The following is a 17,235-nucleotide window of genomic DNA, read 5'->3' on the forward strand; positions in this document are numbered from 1 at the left end:
GGACTAGAGCAGTCAAGTTACGAATAGGATTTTGTAGCAAATTTTGACACTAGCAATAGCGGTTATCTGGATGACTAAGGCGATGCCAATGTCCTCAATCGCTTCGTTAGCCAGGTGAGATAAGAGTGACTTTCTCCCACCCTAAAGCTTACGGTTATAGTGTAAGCTCTGCCGAACTCGCGGCTACTAGCTCTTGAAAGTTCCCATGACCGCCGACGAGAGCATCTACATCGGCTGTCTAACCATTAAGTAAGCCGACCTGACTCAAACGTGATATCCACCGTTTTTGAGTCTCGATCAAAGTGAAGGATCTAATACAAATGTCCGCTGTACCTTTTTACCCAAAAGGTTTTACGCCCTCAAGGTTTCACGATGAGTATAACTTCCTACCTCAACGTGTCTTGGTTCCGTGTGAAAACTTCAAATTTTCGATTCCGACACCGATTTTTGGTGTTGATTTTCTATCATTCCACTATTGGGCAGTGGGTATAGAGCGCGATCGCCAATCACCAGACGCTATAGGAAAGAGCTTGAGAGCCTTTTTTATCAATAGCGGCAGTACCTATGAGGGAGGTCTAGATGGATGCCGATGAAGTGAAACAGCTCTACGCCGCAGGTCAAAGGGATTTTCGGGAAGTAAACCTGCGGAAGGCAGACCTGATGGGCATTGACCTTAGCGAAGTCAACTTACGAGGGGCGGATCTGCGCGAGGCTAACCTGATTGGGGCATTAATGATCGGTGTTAACCTCCGAGAAGCGAATATGGCTGGTGCCATCCTACGTGCTAACCTGAGCGAGGCTAACCTGATTGGAGCCAACCTGAGCGAGGCGAATCTGAGTGAGGCGAATTTAAGCGATGCTAGCCTGCGAGCCGCAAATATGAGTGGAGCCAACCTGAGAGGAGCTAACCTGAATTACGCTCTTTTAAGTGAAACTATTCTCCGCGATGCCAATCTCAGTGGAGCAAAACTCATGTATGCACCCTTGAGTCGAGCCAATTTGACGAATGCCATCTTAGTTGGAGCCAACATGGAAGGTGCTAACTTGACGAATGCCATCCTGATTGGAGCCAACATGGAAAAGGCAAATTTATCCAACGCTATCTTGAATGGAGCGTCTGGCATTGGAGCGAACCTATCTGCGGCAGACTTGAGCCGAGCTAATCTGAGCGGAACCAATCTGACAAATGTCAATTTGTCTAAGGCAAATCTTAGAGGAGCAAATATATCTTGGGCAACCCTGCGGGGAGCTAATCTCAGCGGAGCCAACCTGTACCGCTCAAAACTATGCTGGTCAAACCTGACTGGGGCAATTTTAACTGAAGCCGTTTTGATCGATGCCAACCTAAATCGGGTTAACCTCCGCGATGCGGACATGAGCGGTGCCATAATGCCTAATGCAGCCACTCACGAATAGCTACCGAGTTGTGCGATTTTAGATTGAAGAATTGGCGATTAATGTATCCCAAATTCTTAATTTCAAGCTAATCGGAAGCAATTTAGAGGCAGTAGATATGGATGAAGATGAAATTTTAAAGCGATATGCCGCTGGAGAACGGGATTTCCGGGAAGTGGATCTCAAAGGAGCCAACCTAGAAGGAGCCAACCTGTGTCAGAGCGATTTAAGGGAAGCCATTTTAGAGGGAGTTAACTTGGTGGGAGCCAACCTGCGGGGGGTAAACCTAAGCAAAGCCGATCTCAGCGGAGCTAACTTGAGTCGATCTGACCTTACTGGTGCTGATTTAACAGGTGCCGATCTGATTGGGACAAATTTTGATAATGCCAGATTAATTGGTGCCAGACTGGTTAAAACTGAACCGATTGGAGCTGAACTCTCCGGAGCCAACTTGACGGGGGCGAATCTGACTGGGGCAGATTTGAGAAGGGCAAACTTGAGCTATGCTAACCTTAGCGATGCGATCCTCTGTCAAGCCAACCTAAGTAGCGCCCTACTAATTGGGGTTAATCTGAACAGAACCGACTTAATGGAAGCGAATCTAACTCAAGCCGACTTAACTGAAACCGACCTGAGTGGAGCCGATTTGAGCGGGGCAAATTTGGAAGGGGCGGTCGTGCCGATAGTCGGCGATCGCTCTACTTTAAATTTATGAGCTACAGAGAAGCGATCGTCACCCAAATGCGATCGCTCTCTACCATTGGTTTGTAGAGACGCGATGCTCCTCGCGTCTCTACTTTTTTGAGAGTAGAAAATTTACTGGCTCATGGTGTCTTGACCGAGAACTTGCCCTTTGAGAGTTTTAAACTCTTCTGATAGCTCCTGACGATTAGAGGCCCGCAGTAGATAACGGTAAACAAACCAAGCTGAGTAGCCAATTCCTACCAGTTCAAAAGTAGGCGCTAGCAGGGGAATATCATTGATGGCATCCAGCACCGCCAACGTCACCTTAACGGTGATGACGCTAGCTAATATCAGACCCAACGTGGTCAGCGGACGCTGGTACTCGGAGAAAAACTCACCCAAGTACTCTGGTAGTTCTGCGAAGAATCCGGAAATTTGTTCTCCAATTTGCCGCCACTTTTCTGATGATTCGCTGGCTGGGGGTAGTGCTGCCAAGCCCCCCGGTGCGTCAACTTTCACTTCTACCTTGGTCTTCTCAGCATCTGGGGCGATATCAGAATATTCAGACGTTTGCATGGTATCCATTTCCTCCATATGGTTGTCTTAAGTACCACTGTTTATTGTTTATGCAAGACAGCTGGGTACAATTACGGGGTGAATTACTTTTGCTCATATTATCAGACACCCCTGGAATACTTCATTGACTCCAGCATTTTTTCTGTTAAAACTTAGTGATAATCCGGACTGAGGCGGCCATACATCCCCCAAAAGCGGGACTAGAGGAAATTAAAAATTAAAAAAATAAAAAAACTTTTTTGCTGGCTATTAGTTTCAGGTAGATGAATGAGAAACAAGAGCCTAGAGGTATACGGTAGAGGTATTTCTTGAGAACGCCAAAAAAAATACCTGGAATTAACCTGGAATCAATAAGTTACTTTAATTAATTTTTAACTATTCATTAAACCTTGGTGGTCGTATTCCATCACTTTCGCGTAGTCGCCCAAAGCATAGCAAGCGACCCTGAGACTTCCTAGAGCCTGCCCCTCTATCCGGCGGTCTTGGAGGACTCGTGCCATGAACAAGCGTTGCTCGTAGTATTCAATTGCTGTAGCGTAGTCTCCCAATGCCTCGTAAGCTACTCCTAGATGGGAAAGTGCCTGCTCTTGGGCGCGGGGGTCATTTATAGCAATAGCGATCGCAAGGCGCTGTTTAGCATACTCAATTGCCGCCTGGTAGTCACCAATGGCATAGCAAGCATTCCCCAAGTTTCTCAGAATTTGTGCCTCGACCCGGCGATCGCCACTCTGCTGCACCAGTACCAACCGCTGCTGATAGTAATCAATTGCCTTGGTGTAATCCCCTACGGCATAGCAAGCATTCGCCAGATTTCTCAGGATCTGCCCCTCTGCCTGATCGTCTCGGATATTCCGCGCTACTGTCAAAGCCTGATTCTGGTAGTCAATGGCGTTAATGTAATCTCCTAGAGCCTTGTAAGCTAGTCCGAGATTGTTCAGCGCCGCTACTTCTCCTGCGGAGTCTTTGAGTTCTCGCACCACCATTAGACTCTGTTGCTGATGCTCAATGGCTTTGGCGTGGTTGCCCAGGTGACGGTAGGCATTGCCGATATTTCCTAGCGCCTGACTTTCTAAACGTCGGTCTTGGATGACTTTGGCGATCGCTAAACTTTGCAGAGAATACTCAATTGCTTTGGCAAAGTCTCCCAAAGCATAATACACGAGTCCGAGATTGCCCAGGGTTCTTCCCGCTCCCCGTCGGTCTTTGAGTTCGCAGTAGGCTGCGTGAGCCTCTTGAAAAGACTGCACCGCTTGCTCCAATTGACCGTACTGGTGCTGCTGCACCCCTTGCTCGATCAGTTGGTCGGCTTGCGCTTTTGGTAAATGGTTTTTCGTTGTCGGCACCTCGCTACTAGCGGTGTTATTACTCGTAGACACAAGGGTTTCCCGCCCCTCCTGAGGTATGATGCGTTCTGGTTCGTAGTTGTGGTATTTAACCGGGCAATCCATATTTTTCTCTCAAGACCTTGATTCGCTAGCACCGCGAAACGGCATGAGGCTATTGTTGTCTGTTTCTATAGTTCCCAAATTGGCAAGTTAATTTACCATGAGTTGCTCAAATTCTGGGAAAAAGTTTGATAAAGGCAGCAAAAAGCTTGTGTGAAGAACAAAGGGAGGCTTTAGCCTCCCTAATTCTGCTTTCATTGAGATCGCAACGGGTGAACCCTCAAGCGGAAACCTGAGTCAGAACGCGATCGCTATTTTGCATCTCAGCTGCATCTACAACGGTGTCAGTGCAGTAAACTTCACAAGAATTATTCGGGCTTTCAACCAGTTTTATCTTATGCAGCTCAGCTCCTAGTTCCCGAATTGGAGAAGACAGAAGATTACGAATATGCACGGCGATGTTTTCTGCCGTGGGAACAACTAAGGCAAAATAGGCAATGTCTTTGTTCAGGAACGTATGATCGAACGGCTCCACCACATAGTCATCTACTACCTTTTGCAAAGCCCCTAAATCAACAAGCATCCCAGTGCGGGGGTCAATTTCGCCTTTGACCGTCACTTCCAGATGATAATTGTGACCGTGACCATTGGGACGAGCGCATTTGCCATAAATCTCGCAGTTTTCTTCATAACTGAGATCGGGAAGCGCTAGCCGATGAGCAGCGCTAAAGTGGGTACCAATTGTCAGATAAGCTTCCATACCGTTTCCTTGATAGTCAGCCCAGAGTTCAGGATGTTCAAATAGTTGAATATTTACCAGCGGTAAGTGAGGAGCGAGTCGCTGCCAAATGGTTCGCGCTAGATTTTCTGTTGTGGGTAAAGTTTGTTGAAATTCCGACCAGGCATCGTTTAGATAAGAGAAGTCTAACTGGCTGGTGACTTCCTGCTTGATAACCCGTTTTACCTGTGACAAGTTCTGCACCATGCCATACTGATCCAGTTCGCCCGCCAAGGAGACAAACAGAACATAATTGTGTCCGTGTCCAGGCGACTGAGTGCAGCGACCAAAGCGCTCAATATTCTCTGCTTCACTCAGTTCTGGCAACCAGTACCGATGACTTGCTGAAAACTGAGCGCGGCGGTTAATGATGCATCTCATATTTTCTTTATCAGCCAAATTGTAAAGTTACATTAAAAGTTCTTTTATCAGGATAATCTAATTTCCGCTGTTGTTCTTTAAGTTTTACTAAAATTGAGTATTTATGCTGAAAAATGTCGGGAAGCAAAGTGATAATTCCGGTAATAGAATAGCGCTTGAGATTATGCCAAACTGGATATTGGGAGAGAGTAGGCGCAGGTGGTTGCGGACTCGTTCATACCGAGTCTGAGGAAAGTCCGGACTCCCGAAAGACCAAACTTGCTGGGTAACGCCCAGTGCGGGCGACCGTGAGGATAGTGCCACAGAAAGATACCGCCAACCGATTTTGGATTTTAGATTTTAGATTCAAAATTGCTTGGTAAGGGTGCAAAGGTGCGGTAAGAGCGCACCAGCAGCGTCGAGAGTCGCTGGCTCGGTAAACCCCGGTTGGGAGCAAGGTAGGAACCACGGTTGGTCTTTTCCCGGTTCCGCTAATTTAACCGCTTGAGGCATCTGGTAACAGGTGTCCCAGATAGATAACCGCCCTCTTGGCGGCACAGCTGCTAGGTAGAACAGAACCCGGCTTATGTCCGACTCTCTCCCTCTATTTTTGATTTGGGATTTTGGGGCAAAGCATTTGTGAGCAAAAATTGTAATTAATCTCAGGCAATTATCAGTGGCAATGCTTCGCCCCTATATCGGTTTATGACTTTCAAAGATCCTCGCCGTCAGAAGCAACTGGAGAAATTAATTCAAAAATTGGGACTCCCAGAACAGGCACCAGTGCAATGGCCGCTTCTTGATTTGGCGCTGACGCACCCAACAGTCTCACCATCGGGAAATTATGAGCAACTGGAGTTTTTGGGGGATGCAGTAGTGCGGATGGCGGCTTCTGAGTTGTTATGGGAAATTTATCCGAATTGTTCGGTGGGTGAGTTTTCGGCAATTCGGAAGGTATTGGTGAGCGATCGCACTCTCGCCCGAATTGCTGATAGTTATGGGCTGGATCGCTACCTACTGGTTTCTGAAAGTGCTGCTGGCGATAAAGCAGGTTTGACATCACGGATGGCAGACGCTTTTGAAGCTGTGCTGGGCGCACTCTACCTAAGTACCCATACATTGGAACTGGTGCGCCCCTGGCTTGACCCTCACTTTAAATATCTGTCATCAGAAATCCGCACTGACCCAGCCTACCAAAATTATAAAGATGCCCTGCAAGAATGGACGCAAGCCCATTACCAAACACTTCCCGAGTATCGCGTCAAGGAAACCAGACGGTTTCATGGCGATCCAGAGCGGTTCTCAGCTGAGGTTTGGTTTCAGGGGCGGCTATTAGGTCAAGGCAAAGGACACTCTAAAAAAGCTGCCGAACAAGCTGCGGCTAAGGAGGCTTTTTTAAGCATAGGGGATGAAGAATGAGGGATTGGGGATTGGGAATTGGGGATTGGGGATTGGGAAAAAGTCTTACCTAGTCCCTAGTCCCCAGCCCCTAGCCCCTAGCCCCTAGTCCCCAGCCCCTAGTCCCCAGCCCCTAGCCCCTAGTCCCCAGCCCCTAGCCCCTAGTCCCCAGCCCCTAGTCCCCAGTCCCCAATCCCCAGCCCCCAATCCCCTAGTCCCCAGTTCGGTCAGAAGTTATTCTGGAGTTTAAACTGATTGTTCAAAGTTTAAATTAATGGCTGACAGCTTAGAGAGGATTGGGGTTGCTGTGTTGGGCGCTGGGCGATGGGGAGTACACTTGGTGCGAAATTTTCTGGAGCATCCCCAAGCTCGCCTGGTGGCGGTGGTAGACCATAGCCGCGATCGCTTGGAGGCAGTAAAAAAGCGGTTTGAGTTAAACTCTGATGTTGTTCTGGCAACTGAGTGGTCACAAGTGCGCTTGATGCCAGAAGTTCAGGCAGTAGCGATCGCTACCCCAGCTTCTTCGCACTACAATCTGATCGCTGATGCTCTACGTCTTGGCTATCACGTCCTGGCAGAAAAACCTCTTACTCTCGACCCCTCTGAATCTTTGCAACTGTGCGAGTTAGCTCAACAACAGCAGCGGCAACTTTTTGTAGACCACACCTATTTGTTTCACCCGGCTGTTGAGCGCGGCAAAGCTGTAGTTCTGTCTGGCATTTTGGGAGATTTGCGTTATGGTTACGCCGCCCGTACTCATTTAGGGCCAGTGCGCTTTGATGTTGATGCTTTATGGGACTTAGCCATTCACGACATCGCTATTTTTAACAACTGGCTTTCGGAAACACCAACTCAAGTGCAAGCCACTGGTACTGTCTGGCTACAGCAAGCGGAATCCCAAATCCCAAATCCACAATTCAATACCCCTCAATCCCCGCTAAAAAAGGGGGATCAAAATACAAGCGGTTTGGCAGATTTAGTTTGGGTAACGCTTACCTACCCCAGTGGCTTTCAAGCATTTATTCATCTGTGCTGGCTCAATCCTGATAAACAGCGACGTTTGTGTGTAGCGGGAAGTGAGGGGACTTTGATTTTTGATGAGTTACAGACACAGACACCCCTAACTATTCAGCATGGACGGTTTGAAAAAACCGATAGTAGTCCTTACACGCCAGTTAATCAAAGCCTTGAAGTGGTCAGCCTGGAACCGGGCGAACCATTAGGGAGAGTTTGCGATCGCTTTCTTTTATCTATCCGCCAAAACCAACCTTCTGAGATTTCTTCCGGTTGGGTTGGTGTCCAGCTAGTACAGATTCTCAGTTGTTTGAGCGAATCCTTGCAACAGGGAGGACGAATAGTTACAGTTCCCCAGGCAATTAAAAATTAGGGATTCTTCAATTTTTCCTTTTTAATTTTTAGCTCCATTGGTAGATTCAATTGGCAAAGCTGAAGGATCTAATATAGGCAAAGTAATCTCAACTGCCGTGCCAAACCCTATCCCAGCACTCGACAAAGTAATGCTACCTCCCATTAATTCCATTAAGTTTCGGGAAATAGCAAGGCCAAGGCCTGTGCCGCCAAACTTGCGCGTGGTTGTACCATCAATCATCACAAAGGGGCGAAAGAGTTTATGCTGTTGAGTCGGTTCAATACCTATCCCGGTATCCTGAACCGTCACAACAACAAGCAAAGGCGGTGAAAGGCGTTCTTTTGCAGAACTGAAGGCTGTTGGCGAGAGGCTGCGAGAAAGGCTAGAAACGGATTCTTCAGGTCTTGCCTCTTGCCCTCCTACTAAGGAAGGGCTAGGGGAGGAGAGGCTGTGGGCAGCCTGTTTGCCATTATGCTTCTCTATGCGGATGGTAATGGTGATGCTGCCTTGGTCGGTGAACTTCGTGGCGTTGCCAACGACATTCAGCAGCACCTGCTTGAGCTTTGCGGGATCAGCATGGACAGTAATCGGCTCTTGCAGGTCTGGCGTAATGAACTGCAAACCTTTCTGATGAATTTGAACAGCCTGTAAATCTATCACATCCTTGAGCAACTTTCGCAAATCAAGTGGCTCTAAGACTACGGAAAGCTTGCCTGCTTCAATTTTGGCAATGTCCAAAACATCATTTATAATTCCCAGCAGGTGAATCGCTGCATCATCGGCTCGCTGTAAAAAATCCATTTCCTCTTCTCGATCATCGCAGCAGTCATCCCGTACCAGTCGGATGCAGCCAATGATGGCATTTAGAGGGGTTCTTAATTCATGGGAAGTATTCGCCAGAAATTCATTTTTCAGTTGGTTAGCTGCTTGTGCTTCTTTCCATGCGGTTTCGAGTTCTTCTGCCCAAGCTTTGAGCCGCTCTACCATACTATCGAGGGCTTCAGATAATTGATTGAACTCTCGAATTTTGAAGTTGTGGGGAACTCGGTCTATTGAGTGTAGGTGTCCCTCAGTTCCGGCGTAATCTCGCAATTGCTCCAGAGGTAGCGCCAGTTCGCGAGATATATACAGGGTTGCCAACAGGCTAGCGGCGATTAAGCCAAATGTCAGAACCACCAGAACTTGTTGAATTTCCGTCAGACCAGAAAGAGCGCTGTCTAGGCGAGTGACGGCTAAGATAATCCACTTGTGATCTGGCTGGGTGGTAATGGGACTGGAAATTGCGGAGTAGCCAGCTAGTAATTCTACACCATTTTTTTCAAAAGAGAACAGGTGGAGAAAGTTCGGCGGTTGATCTGCGATCGCATTCTTCATCACCGTTTTGAGTCTTTCGCCATCTGCCTCCTGCTCAATATTTCGCCCCACTCGCTGGGCGATTGGATGCGCCAAAATCGTTCCATCCTGGGCAATCACGACCGGATAGCCCACCAAAGATCCCGGCTTGCCACGCTCTTGTTTAAGCAAGGCTGACTGGACGCTCAGGGCATAACGGAGGGAACCTGCGCTGTCATAAACAGGCGCACTTAAAACCAACCTGAGTTGGCTTTTTGAGGCGTTTTTACTCGGCTTGGCAGTAGAATCTAACGGTGAGGTTCCCGGAAGTAGCGCTTTCACCTGCACTTGAGAGGGGTCTAAGAGTAATGCCGTTTCTTGCTGTGACCACTCAGAAGCTGAAAACCCACTAATTGCCTGTTCCCCGCAAGTGCTAGCGGCAAGATTTTGGGTGTCGATGCTGACGAGCTGAAGGCACTGGACTTGCGTAGGCAATTGTTTGGCGAGTTGGTCTAAAAATTCTTGCTTTTGGTATGGCGATCCCGATTGCAGCACCACTGATTCACTTGCACTCACCAGGTTGGTAGAGAGCGTTTTGATTGACTCGCTAATGCTCTCTCCTTTCTTAACCGCGCTTTCGGTAAGATTTTGGCGAGCTGTTTCCAGTATGCTAGATCGTGCTTTTCTGTAGGTTACATACACCCCCATCAGTAGCACCGGGACGCTCAAAAGCAAAATGCGTGACAGCAGGATGCGACGGAAGGAGGATTGACCCGGCTTAGCCATAGGAAGTCTCTAATTTGAGGTGTAAAACCCAAGCTGTAACAACTATAAATAACTCACCTTGCCAGAATGGGGTATTGATTAGCCTACTTTTTTTCTTGGTTAATCGTGTCGGGCAAGCGATACTTTCTGACAGATCCATTACATCCTAGAACGGTTCTTTGATTCTCGTATAGCCTGGGAAGGTTGACTTTGCGGAATTTCTACACCAAATACCTCAGTATAAAAAATAATTAATGTAAAATTAATTATTTTATCGCCTTCAGCAGCCATGACTGCAAATCTTGCCGGGAAACGTCCTTCGACGACGGTTATTTTAGCTATGAGTGCTGATGGCAAGATTGCGGATGTGCGACGCGATCGCGCAAGGTTTTCTTCTGGTAGCGATCGCATTCACTTGGAAAAACAAGTTTCTCAAGCTGATGGCGTTTTGTTTGGTGCAGGTACTCTCCGCGCTTATGGGACAACATTGAGCGTTTCTAATCCAGAACTGCTCACCTTACGACTACAGTGTGGCAAATCGCCGCAGCCTGTGCAAATTGTTTGCTCCTCTTTAGGGGATTTAGATCCCGAATGGCGCTTTTTTCGTCAACCTGTACCCCGCTGGTTGCTTACTACATATGCTGGTGCTAGACGCTGGGAAGGACGCGCAGAATTTGAGCGGGTGTTGGTGGTTGACGGGACAAGAGAAGGATTCAACTGGATTGCTGCTTTTGCCCAATTTTCGGAGTTGGGTTTGCAAAGTTTGGCTGTTTTGGGGGGCGGGGAACTTGTAGCATCGCTGTTTGCAGTTGATTTGATCGATGAATTGTGGCTAACTGTGTGTCCGGTAATTCTGGGGGGTGCAACAGCGCCTACACCTGTGGAAGGTTCGGGATTTTTGCCAGATTTGGCACCTCGTCTGGAATTATTGTCAGTTCATACAATTGAACAGGAAGTTTTTTTACACTATCGGCGACAACGCGATCCAGTTAATTTACAGTTGTAAAAATGCTATCTTTAAACCCGGTTTCGATAAATCTATCGGGTTTATGGGCGTTCAGCAGCCATAAACAAATTGCTATATCCACGATTTAAAACATTTTGCTTTAAACCACAGTTCATCGTTCGACTGAGGTTCACAAACGTCCGCCAGTCGTTAATCTTGAGCCTAAAACCAAGCGAATCAGGAATGCGCGATCGCTCTCCCAATTCGCCTTAAAACCCGCACTACATCGTATAATTCATTGCGACGACGGTAGAGCGAGAAATCATCTGACAAAGCATACTGCGGCGAGTCACCTCTTACCAGCTTAAGGAACATGAAATAGCTACCATTTGTCACCATGCCATAAGTAGGTTTATTCTGGATAGGATGACCCATCATGTAAGTCAAAGCTTGCGGGATGGCAATATCCATGTTGAATGTTGTACGCTTCGACTCAAATACCAAAACCCACAATTGCTCTTGCAGCACTAAAACATCAATGCGTCCCCGATAGATTTCCTCTTTGTCTTCAAAGGAGATTTGTACAGTTGGTTCCGCACTAATTTTAAAGGGATAATCGTAGAAACCAGCGAGTTCCAGTAGCGGAGACAACACCATTAAATTAACGGTTCCTTCCGCTAAAGGCCCTCCTTTCCTGTGGTAGTGGTATCTTGTTTTCACCCTATCCAAGGTTTCTTTTTCTTGGTCGGTAATTTCAGGCAAACCTTCAAACCATTCAGAGAAAAATTCATCGCTGTCGGCTTGCGTGAGGTTATATTTATCCTCTACCTGAGCCAGAGTAGTGATGTTTTCGGCAATAGGAATTATTGCGACCATTGCTTAAAAATCCACAGTCAAAGGCGCACGCGGGAAGGGAATTACATCTCGGATATTGCCCATTCCGGTCATAAATTGCACCAATCTTTCAAAGCCTAAACCAAAGCCAGCATGAGGTACAGTTCCGTATCGGCGTAAGTCGAGATACCACCAATAATCAGCCGGATTTAAACCTTGAGCTTCTATCCGGCGCTGTAAAACTTCCAAACGTTCTTCTCGCTGCGAACCTCCAATAATTTCGCCTATTTTTGGAGCGAGGATATCCATCGCCCGGACGGTTTTTTCGTCGTCGTTCAGGCGCATATAAAAGGCTTTTATTTCTGTTGGATAATCTGTGAGGATGACGGGTTTCTTGAATACTTCTTCTGCTAGATAACGTTCGTGTTCTGACTGCAAATCCAAGCCCCATTTGACGGGATACTCAAAGGTTTTATCAGTTTTTTCAAGGAGCGCGATCGCATCCGTATAAGTCAGGCGCTCAAACTGGTTATTGATAATATTTTCAGCGGTGGCGAGAACGGAGTTATCAATTCGCTGATTGAAAAACTCCATGTCTTCTGGGCAAGTTTCCATCACATACTTGAAAATGTGCTTCAGGAAGGCTTCGGCTAAATCCATATCGCCTTCCAAGTCGCAAAAAGCCATCTCAGGCTCCACCATCCAAAATTCTGCCAAGTGGCGAGAAGTGTTAGAGTTTTCTGCCCGGAAAGTGGGGCCAAAAGTGTATACATTGCTAAAAGCCATCGCCATAACTTCGGCTTCCAGTTGTCCGCTGACGGTGAGGTAAGCGGGACGACCGAAGAAATCTTGGCTGTAATCGACCTCTTGAGCCTCTGTGCGGGGGACATTCTTCAGGTTGAGGCTGGTAACGGTAAACATCTCTCCCGCGCCTTCACAGTCGCTAGCGCTGATGATGGGAGTGTGAATCCAGAGGAATCCCCGCTCTTGAAAAAATTGGTGGATGGCGTAAGAGCAGGCGTTGCGGACGCGGAAAACTGCGCCAAAAGAATTAGTACGCGATCGCAAGTGTCCAATTGTCCGCAAAAACTCAAACGAGTGGCGTTTCTTTTGCAGGGGATAACTTTCGGGATCAGCCTCCCCGTAGACTTTCACCGTTTGGGACTTTAACTCAATCCGCTGTCCTTTCCCCAGAGAAGGTACTAGCACCCCAGCAATTTCTACGGATGCACCCGTATTTAGCTGCTTAATTACCTCGGCGTAGTTTGGCAGATCCTGATTGAGTACAACTTGCAGGTTAGCCATTGATGAGCCATCATTGACTTCCAGAAAGGCAAATTCCTTCGATTCCCGTTTCGTGCGTACCCAGCCCTGAACTGTGACAGATTCTTCAGGTTGACCATTTCGTAAAATATCTACAATCCGCTTCACCATATTTCTACCTCGCCCAAAACCAATCTATCCAGCACAGGACTTTAGTATCCAGCCTACAACAATGCCCAGTCCTGCAAAGCGGACAGCTTGCCAAAAAGGTTCTTTAAAAGCGTCCCAAGAAAATAGACGGCTTTCTAGGTTAAATTCTATGGTTTCGAGTTCTTGTTTGAGGCGCTGTAACTCGGCTTGCACTTCTTGGGATGGGTTGCGACGTAATTCTTTCTGCACAGAGTTTAAACGCTGCTGAAGTTCACCCTGACGCTGCGTGTCTTGCTGCACTTGAGCATAACGTTCTTTGAGGAGGGCAAGATTTTGCTCAACTGCTGCGATTTCTTGGCTTAAATCTACTTCATCGCTGGACGATGGCAGGGGCGCTTCGGGCGGCATACACTACAGTAGGGATAAATACGATACCTTCAAGGGTTTTGTGGAGACGCGATATATCGCGTTTTGAGTTATGAGTTTTAAATTAACAACTCTTGACTCCAGGCTCCTAACTTTTCCCAATTACCAATTACCAACTTTACAGTATGTCTCAGCCCAGCCAGCTTTCTAAAACCGCCATTTTGAACGAATTTACTACCTTAGAACTAGCTCAAGCCCTAGCAGAACGTCTTGCCATTACTCCCAATGATTGGCATCGTCTCAAGTCTAACCGCAAAGTTCGCGCTGGCGAACAAGCCGCCGCCGCACTGGTATTTCTCCTGAAAGATCAGCCAGAAGAAGCCTTGGTTCGTTTCCAGCAGGCTTCCGGATGGCTAGACAAATCTATCTCAGCACCGCCTTGTCCAACACATGGTCGCTAAAGGAAGGCAAAAGTAAAGATAAAAAAGAAAAGTTAAACAAAAAAGTTAAATTAGTCATTAAACTTATTTTTTTGTTTTTTACTTTTGCCTTTTTTACCGAATTAGGGGGTTGCGGAAGCGATTTTTAACTTGCTTGCAGAGTCTCAGTTCCGTTCCCTGATGGTTCCAGTGAACTTGATCGAAGATTTGGTGGAGGATACACATCCCTCTACCGCTTTCAGACTCGTCGTGAGGGAGGAATTCTTCGGGATCGCAACGGCAGTCGCAGGGAGGAGAAAAGCCCACTCCTTCGTCTGAGATTACCCACCAATACTGACCTTCTACCACCGAAAAGCGTACCGAAACCGTTTTACTAGGATCTAGTTTATTGCCGTGTTTCGCTGCATTGACTAGCGCTTCTTGCAGCCCTAGTCTAATTTCCGCTTGCCACCTTTCGGGAATCTCTGCTAGCAGCAGATCCAGAACGGGACAAAGATAGAGGGTAGAAGCGAAGCTAATCATGCCCGAAGTTCGTCCCATCGGACGCTGTGAGATAGCAATCACTCAAAAAAACCTCTAGACTTTCATTCAATAGAATTAACAGTCCGATCATGATGGGTATGCGCGTTAGCGCTATACACCTTTGAGACTTGTAAGTTTTGAGACTTGTGGTTTTGGACTCATCTTTCCGTAAGGGAAAAAACAGCATCATAGGTATCTTCGAGATGATGTCCAGGCTTTATAAACCTATCGCCACAAGCGTTGTATTTCGTATGCAAAGCGCGGTAATCTCATTTTTATTAAGATGAGATTAATTGCATTTTTGTTAGTTAGCTGCTGGTTTTGGCAAACTTGCCAACAAAAAGCGACTAATTCGCTTGCCTTGTGACCTCTAGAGGTGTGGTTTCTAGCCCATAAGTAGTAGGGAAAACCACCTCCTTTATTGTAACAAAATCTGCGAAAAAAGCTACCTTTAAGGTGAACAAAAAGCTTGGTTAGGTGGGATCGCTTAGTACCAAGAAGGCGGCGCACTCGACGTGAGACGTTTGCGGGAAGAAGTCAGCGGGTTGTACGCGGGTTAATTGATAGTTGCTATCTCCTTGAGACAATAATTTCAGGTCGCGGGCTAGGGTAGCAGGTTTACAACTGACGTAGACAATCTGGCGGGGCTTGGTTTTGAGGAGGGTTTCGAGTACAGCGCGATCGCATCCCTGGCGCGGGGGATCAATTAGCACAATATCCGGCGTGACATCTAGCTGCGGTAGTAATGTCTCCACCGCTCCCGCCTGAAACGTCGCATTGGTAATATTATTTAACTGAGCATTTAGAGTTGCTTGTTCAACTGCTTCTGGCTGCACCTCTAAGCCAATTGCTTGCCGCACCCGCTGCGCCAAGGGCAGAGTTAAGGTGCCAATGCCGCAGTAGGCATCAACAAGCACCTCGTTGCCTTGCAGATTCAACTGGTCTATAATGACCTGCAACAATCCTTCAGCTTGCTCTGTATACACCTGGAAAAATGTATCCGGGCGCACCTGGAACTGTAAGCCAGCGAATTCCTCGCACAAGTAAGACTGACCAGCAATAGAACGAGTTTCTGTCCCAAAAATTGCATTTGTGCGGTCTGGGTTGAGATTCAGCGAGACACCCACTAACTGCGGATAGCGAGTTAGCCATTCTTGCGCTTGAGCCTCAATATCCACCAAGTTCCAGTCTTTTACTACCAAAGTTAGCAATATTTCGCCAGTGCGTCGCCCAATCCGCAGGGATAGGTGACGCACTTTCCCCCGGTGCAGTTTTTCGTCGTAAATTCCCCAACCCCGTTTTTGGATGTCTTGCTTGACTTCAGCAAGCAGGGGATTTAAGCGGGGATCTTGCACTGGACACTGATTCAGGTTAATCAGGTGGTGGCTGCCTTTTTGGTAGTATCCTGTTTGTACTTGACCTGTGGATGACCTTTTGAGGGGATAGGTGGCTTTGTTGCGATAACCCAAAGGAGATTCAGCTGCCAGGAGGGGATCGACTGGTGGCTGGTTGAATCCGCCGATGCGTTGTAGGGCTTGAATTACTTGATTGCGCTTGGCTTCAAGCTGAGACTCATAGTTAATATGTTGCCACTGACAACCGCCGCACTTATCTGCAACGATACAGCCAGGACGGATGCGGGAAGCGGACGCTTCTAGTATCTCGTGCAGCTTACCATGAGCGTATTGGGGTTTGACTCGTACTAATCGAACTAGGACGCGATCGCCGGGAACAGTATCTGCTACAAATACCACTCTGTCCCCGATTCGTCCTACTCCTTCACCGCTATCGCTGAGATCGCTAATGACCGCTTCTACCAATTCACCTTGTTTCCACTGAGCTTCGTTAGCCCCGTTGGCACCAGTATCCAGCACTTTTGTTAGTGACATAGTATTTCCTTCCCTTTATTTGTGTCCCACCAAGTCGTTAAACTAACGAATGATATCCCGATATATCCCAATACCATGAGTGTAATAAGCCAAGTTATTCTTAAAGCCGACGACGAACTGCGTTATCCCAGCAGCGGCGAACTCAAGAGCATCAAAGAATTTTTGGAAACAGGGCTACAGCGGACGCGGATTGCTGCCACGCTAGCCGAAAATGAGAAAAAAATTGTTCAACAAGCCAGCAAGCAACTCTGGCAGAAACGCCCCGACTTTATCGCCCCTGGCGGTAATGCCTACGGGGAGCGCCAACGGGCGCTATGCCTGCGCGATTATGGCTGGTACTTGCGTCTAATCACCTACGGAGTTCTTGCGGGTGACAAAGAACCGATTGAAAAAATTGGTTTGATTGGTGTGCGGGAAATGTATAACTCCCTCGGCGTACCTGTTCCAGGCATGGTTGAGTCAATCCGTTGCTTGAAAAAAGCATCTCTTGACTTATTGGGAGAGGAAGATGCGATCGCTGCCGCTCCCTACTTTGATTACATCATTCAAGCCATGTCTTAATTCTAGCGTTTTTAGCCCTTAGCCCAAGTAGGCGATAAGCGTAGTAGGGAGGCGATAAGTAATTCTGCTGATAGGCGATAAAAAGTTGCCCATTCCCAGAATTCCCTATCGCCTCGATTGCTAATCCAGATTGCTAATAATTACAAACAAAAAACCGACAGTCCCTCTACAGAACCTGTCGGCTGGTCGTGTGTTCCCTATTGATGACTCGGCTAGAGTTCA

Annotated in this window: 17 protein-coding genes and 1 other RNA gene; 9 read left to right on the forward strand and 9 right to left on the reverse strand. The window is 47.4% G+C overall.

Annotated elements, in window-relative coordinates; genetic code table 11:
• Positions 1-320: 320 nt before the first annotated feature.
• The 3 genes from H6F74_RS12340 (at position 321) to H6F74_RS12350 (ending at position 2,110) form a co-directional block, all read left to right on the forward strand.
• Positions 321-593, forward strand: a complete 273-nt coding sequence (locus H6F74_RS12340) for a hypothetical protein (protein ID WP_190441290.1) — start codon at positions 321-323, stop codon at positions 591-593.
• Positions 580-1,416, forward strand: coding sequence for a pentapeptide repeat-containing protein (locus tag H6F74_RS12345; RefSeq protein WP_190441293.1), 837 nt, complete (start codon positions 580-582; stop codon positions 1,414-1,416). Before H6F74_RS12340 ends, H6F74_RS12345 begins: the two co-directional genes overlap by 14 nt.
• A gap of 97 nt (positions 1,417-1,513) precedes the next feature.
• Entirely contained in the window at positions 1,514-2,110 is a 597-nt protein-coding gene (locus H6F74_RS12350; protein WP_190441296.1) for a pentapeptide repeat-containing protein, read from the forward strand.
• Between the two features lie 101 nt (positions 2,111-2,211).
• Here H6F74_RS12350 and H6F74_RS12355 read toward each other — a convergent pair whose 3' ends face one another.
• From H6F74_RS12355 to H6F74_RS12365, 3 genes are all read right to left on the reverse strand, one after another.
• A complete protein-coding gene (locus H6F74_RS12355; protein WP_242022037.1) occupies positions 2,212-2,664 on the reverse strand; it encodes a CAAD domain-containing protein in 453 nt (150 codons plus the stop codon).
• A gap of 362 nt (positions 2,665-3,026) precedes the next feature.
• A complete protein-coding gene (locus H6F74_RS12360; protein WP_190441300.1) occupies positions 3,027-4,103 on the reverse strand; it encodes a tetratricopeptide repeat protein in 1,077 nt (358 codons plus the stop codon).
• Positions 4,104-4,320: 217 nt separating this feature from the next.
• A complete protein-coding gene (locus tag H6F74_RS12365) occupies positions 4,321-5,199 on the reverse strand; it encodes a 6-carboxytetrahydropterin synthase (protein ID WP_190441302.1) in 879 nt (292 codons plus the stop codon).
• A 185-nt stretch (positions 5,200-5,384) separates the two neighbouring features.
• Between H6F74_RS12365 and rnpB the strand changes: the two genes are divergently transcribed.
• From rnpB to H6F74_RS12380, 3 genes are all read left to right on the forward strand, one after another.
• An RNA gene (gene rnpB / locus H6F74_RS12370) (RNase P RNA component class A) lies at positions 5,385-5,780 on the forward strand.
• Positions 5,781-5,883: 103 nt separating this feature from the next.
• Positions 5,884-6,597, forward strand: a complete 714-nt coding sequence (gene rnc, locus H6F74_RS12375; protein ID WP_190441305.1) for a ribonuclease III — start codon at positions 5,884-5,886, stop codon at positions 6,595-6,597.
• Between the two features lie 253 nt (positions 6,598-6,850).
• Positions 6,851-7,963 carry a Gfo/Idh/MocA family oxidoreductase gene (locus H6F74_RS12380; protein WP_190441307.1) on the forward strand — a complete coding sequence of 371 codons (1,113 nt, stop codon included), beginning with the start codon at positions 6,851-6,853 and terminating at the stop codon, positions 7,961-7,963.
• Between the two features lie 21 nt (positions 7,964-7,984).
• On the opposite strand, the gene H6F74_RS12385 is transcribed toward H6F74_RS12380, so the two are convergent.
• Positions 7,985-10,063, reverse strand: a complete 2,079-nt coding sequence (locus H6F74_RS12385) for a hybrid sensor histidine kinase/response regulator (protein ID WP_190441310.1) — start codon at positions 10,061-10,063, stop codon at positions 7,985-7,987.
• Positions 10,064-10,331: 268 nt separating this feature from the next.
• Here H6F74_RS12385 and H6F74_RS12390 point away from each other — a divergent pair, with 268 nt between their 5' ends.
• Positions 10,332-11,048: a dihydrofolate reductase family protein gene (locus H6F74_RS12390; RefSeq protein ID WP_190441312.1), complete on the forward strand. Its 717-nt coding sequence runs from the start codon at positions 10,332-10,334 to the stop codon at positions 11,046-11,048.
• Between the two features lie 177 nt (positions 11,049-11,225).
• On the opposite strand, the gene H6F74_RS12395 is transcribed toward H6F74_RS12390, so the two are convergent.
• From H6F74_RS12395 to H6F74_RS12405, 3 genes are read right to left on the reverse strand one after another with little or no spacing between them, the layout of a single operon-like run.
• Positions 11,226-11,864, reverse strand: a complete 639-nt coding sequence (locus H6F74_RS12395) for a type I restriction endonuclease (RefSeq protein WP_190441315.1) — start codon at positions 11,862-11,864, stop codon at positions 11,226-11,228.
• A 3-nt stretch (positions 11,865-11,867) separates the two neighbouring features.
• Positions 11,868-13,256 (reverse strand): asparagine--tRNA ligase, encoded by a 1,389-nt coding sequence (asnS, locus tag H6F74_RS12400; protein ID WP_190441318.1) that lies wholly within the window; start codon positions 13,254-13,256, stop codon positions 11,868-11,870.
• Between the two features lie 24 nt (positions 13,257-13,280).
• Positions 13,281-13,643: a DUF2203 domain-containing protein gene (locus H6F74_RS12405; RefSeq protein ID WP_190441321.1), complete on the reverse strand. Its 363-nt coding sequence runs from the start codon at positions 13,641-13,643 to the stop codon at positions 13,281-13,283.
• A 143-nt stretch (positions 13,644-13,786) separates the two neighbouring features.
• Here H6F74_RS12405 and H6F74_RS12410 point away from each other — a divergent pair, with 143 nt between their 5' ends.
• Positions 13,787-14,062, forward strand: a complete 276-nt coding sequence (locus tag H6F74_RS12410; RefSeq protein WP_190441322.1) for a DUF6439 family protein — start codon at positions 13,787-13,789, stop codon at positions 14,060-14,062.
• Between the two features lie 93 nt (positions 14,063-14,155).
• Here the strand turns inward: H6F74_RS12410 and H6F74_RS12415 are convergent, their stop codons facing one another.
• Together H6F74_RS12415 and rlmD are read right to left on the reverse strand one after the other, a co-directional pair.
• A complete protein-coding gene (locus tag H6F74_RS12415; RefSeq protein ID WP_190441325.1) occupies positions 14,156-14,605 on the reverse strand; it encodes an ATP-binding protein in 450 nt (149 codons plus the stop codon).
• A 431-nt stretch (positions 14,606-15,036) separates the two neighbouring features.
• A complete protein-coding gene (gene rlmD, locus H6F74_RS12420; RefSeq protein WP_190441328.1) occupies positions 15,037-16,452 on the reverse strand; it encodes a 23S rRNA (uracil(1939)-C(5))-methyltransferase RlmD in 1,416 nt (471 codons plus the stop codon).
• Positions 16,453-16,527: 75 nt separating this feature from the next.
• Between rlmD and apcD the strand changes: the two genes are divergently transcribed.
• Positions 16,528-17,013, forward strand: a complete 486-nt coding sequence (apcD, locus tag H6F74_RS12425) for an allophycocyanin subunit alpha-B (RefSeq protein WP_190441331.1) — start codon at positions 16,528-16,530, stop codon at positions 17,011-17,013.
• The last annotated feature ends 222 nt before the right edge of the window (positions 17,014-17,235 follow it).

The sequence above is a fragment of the Trichocoleus sp. FACHB-90 genome, assembly GCF_014695505.1.
GTDB lineage: Bacteria > Cyanobacteriota > Cyanobacteriia > Cyanobacteriales > FACHB-T130 > Funiculus > Funiculus sociatus.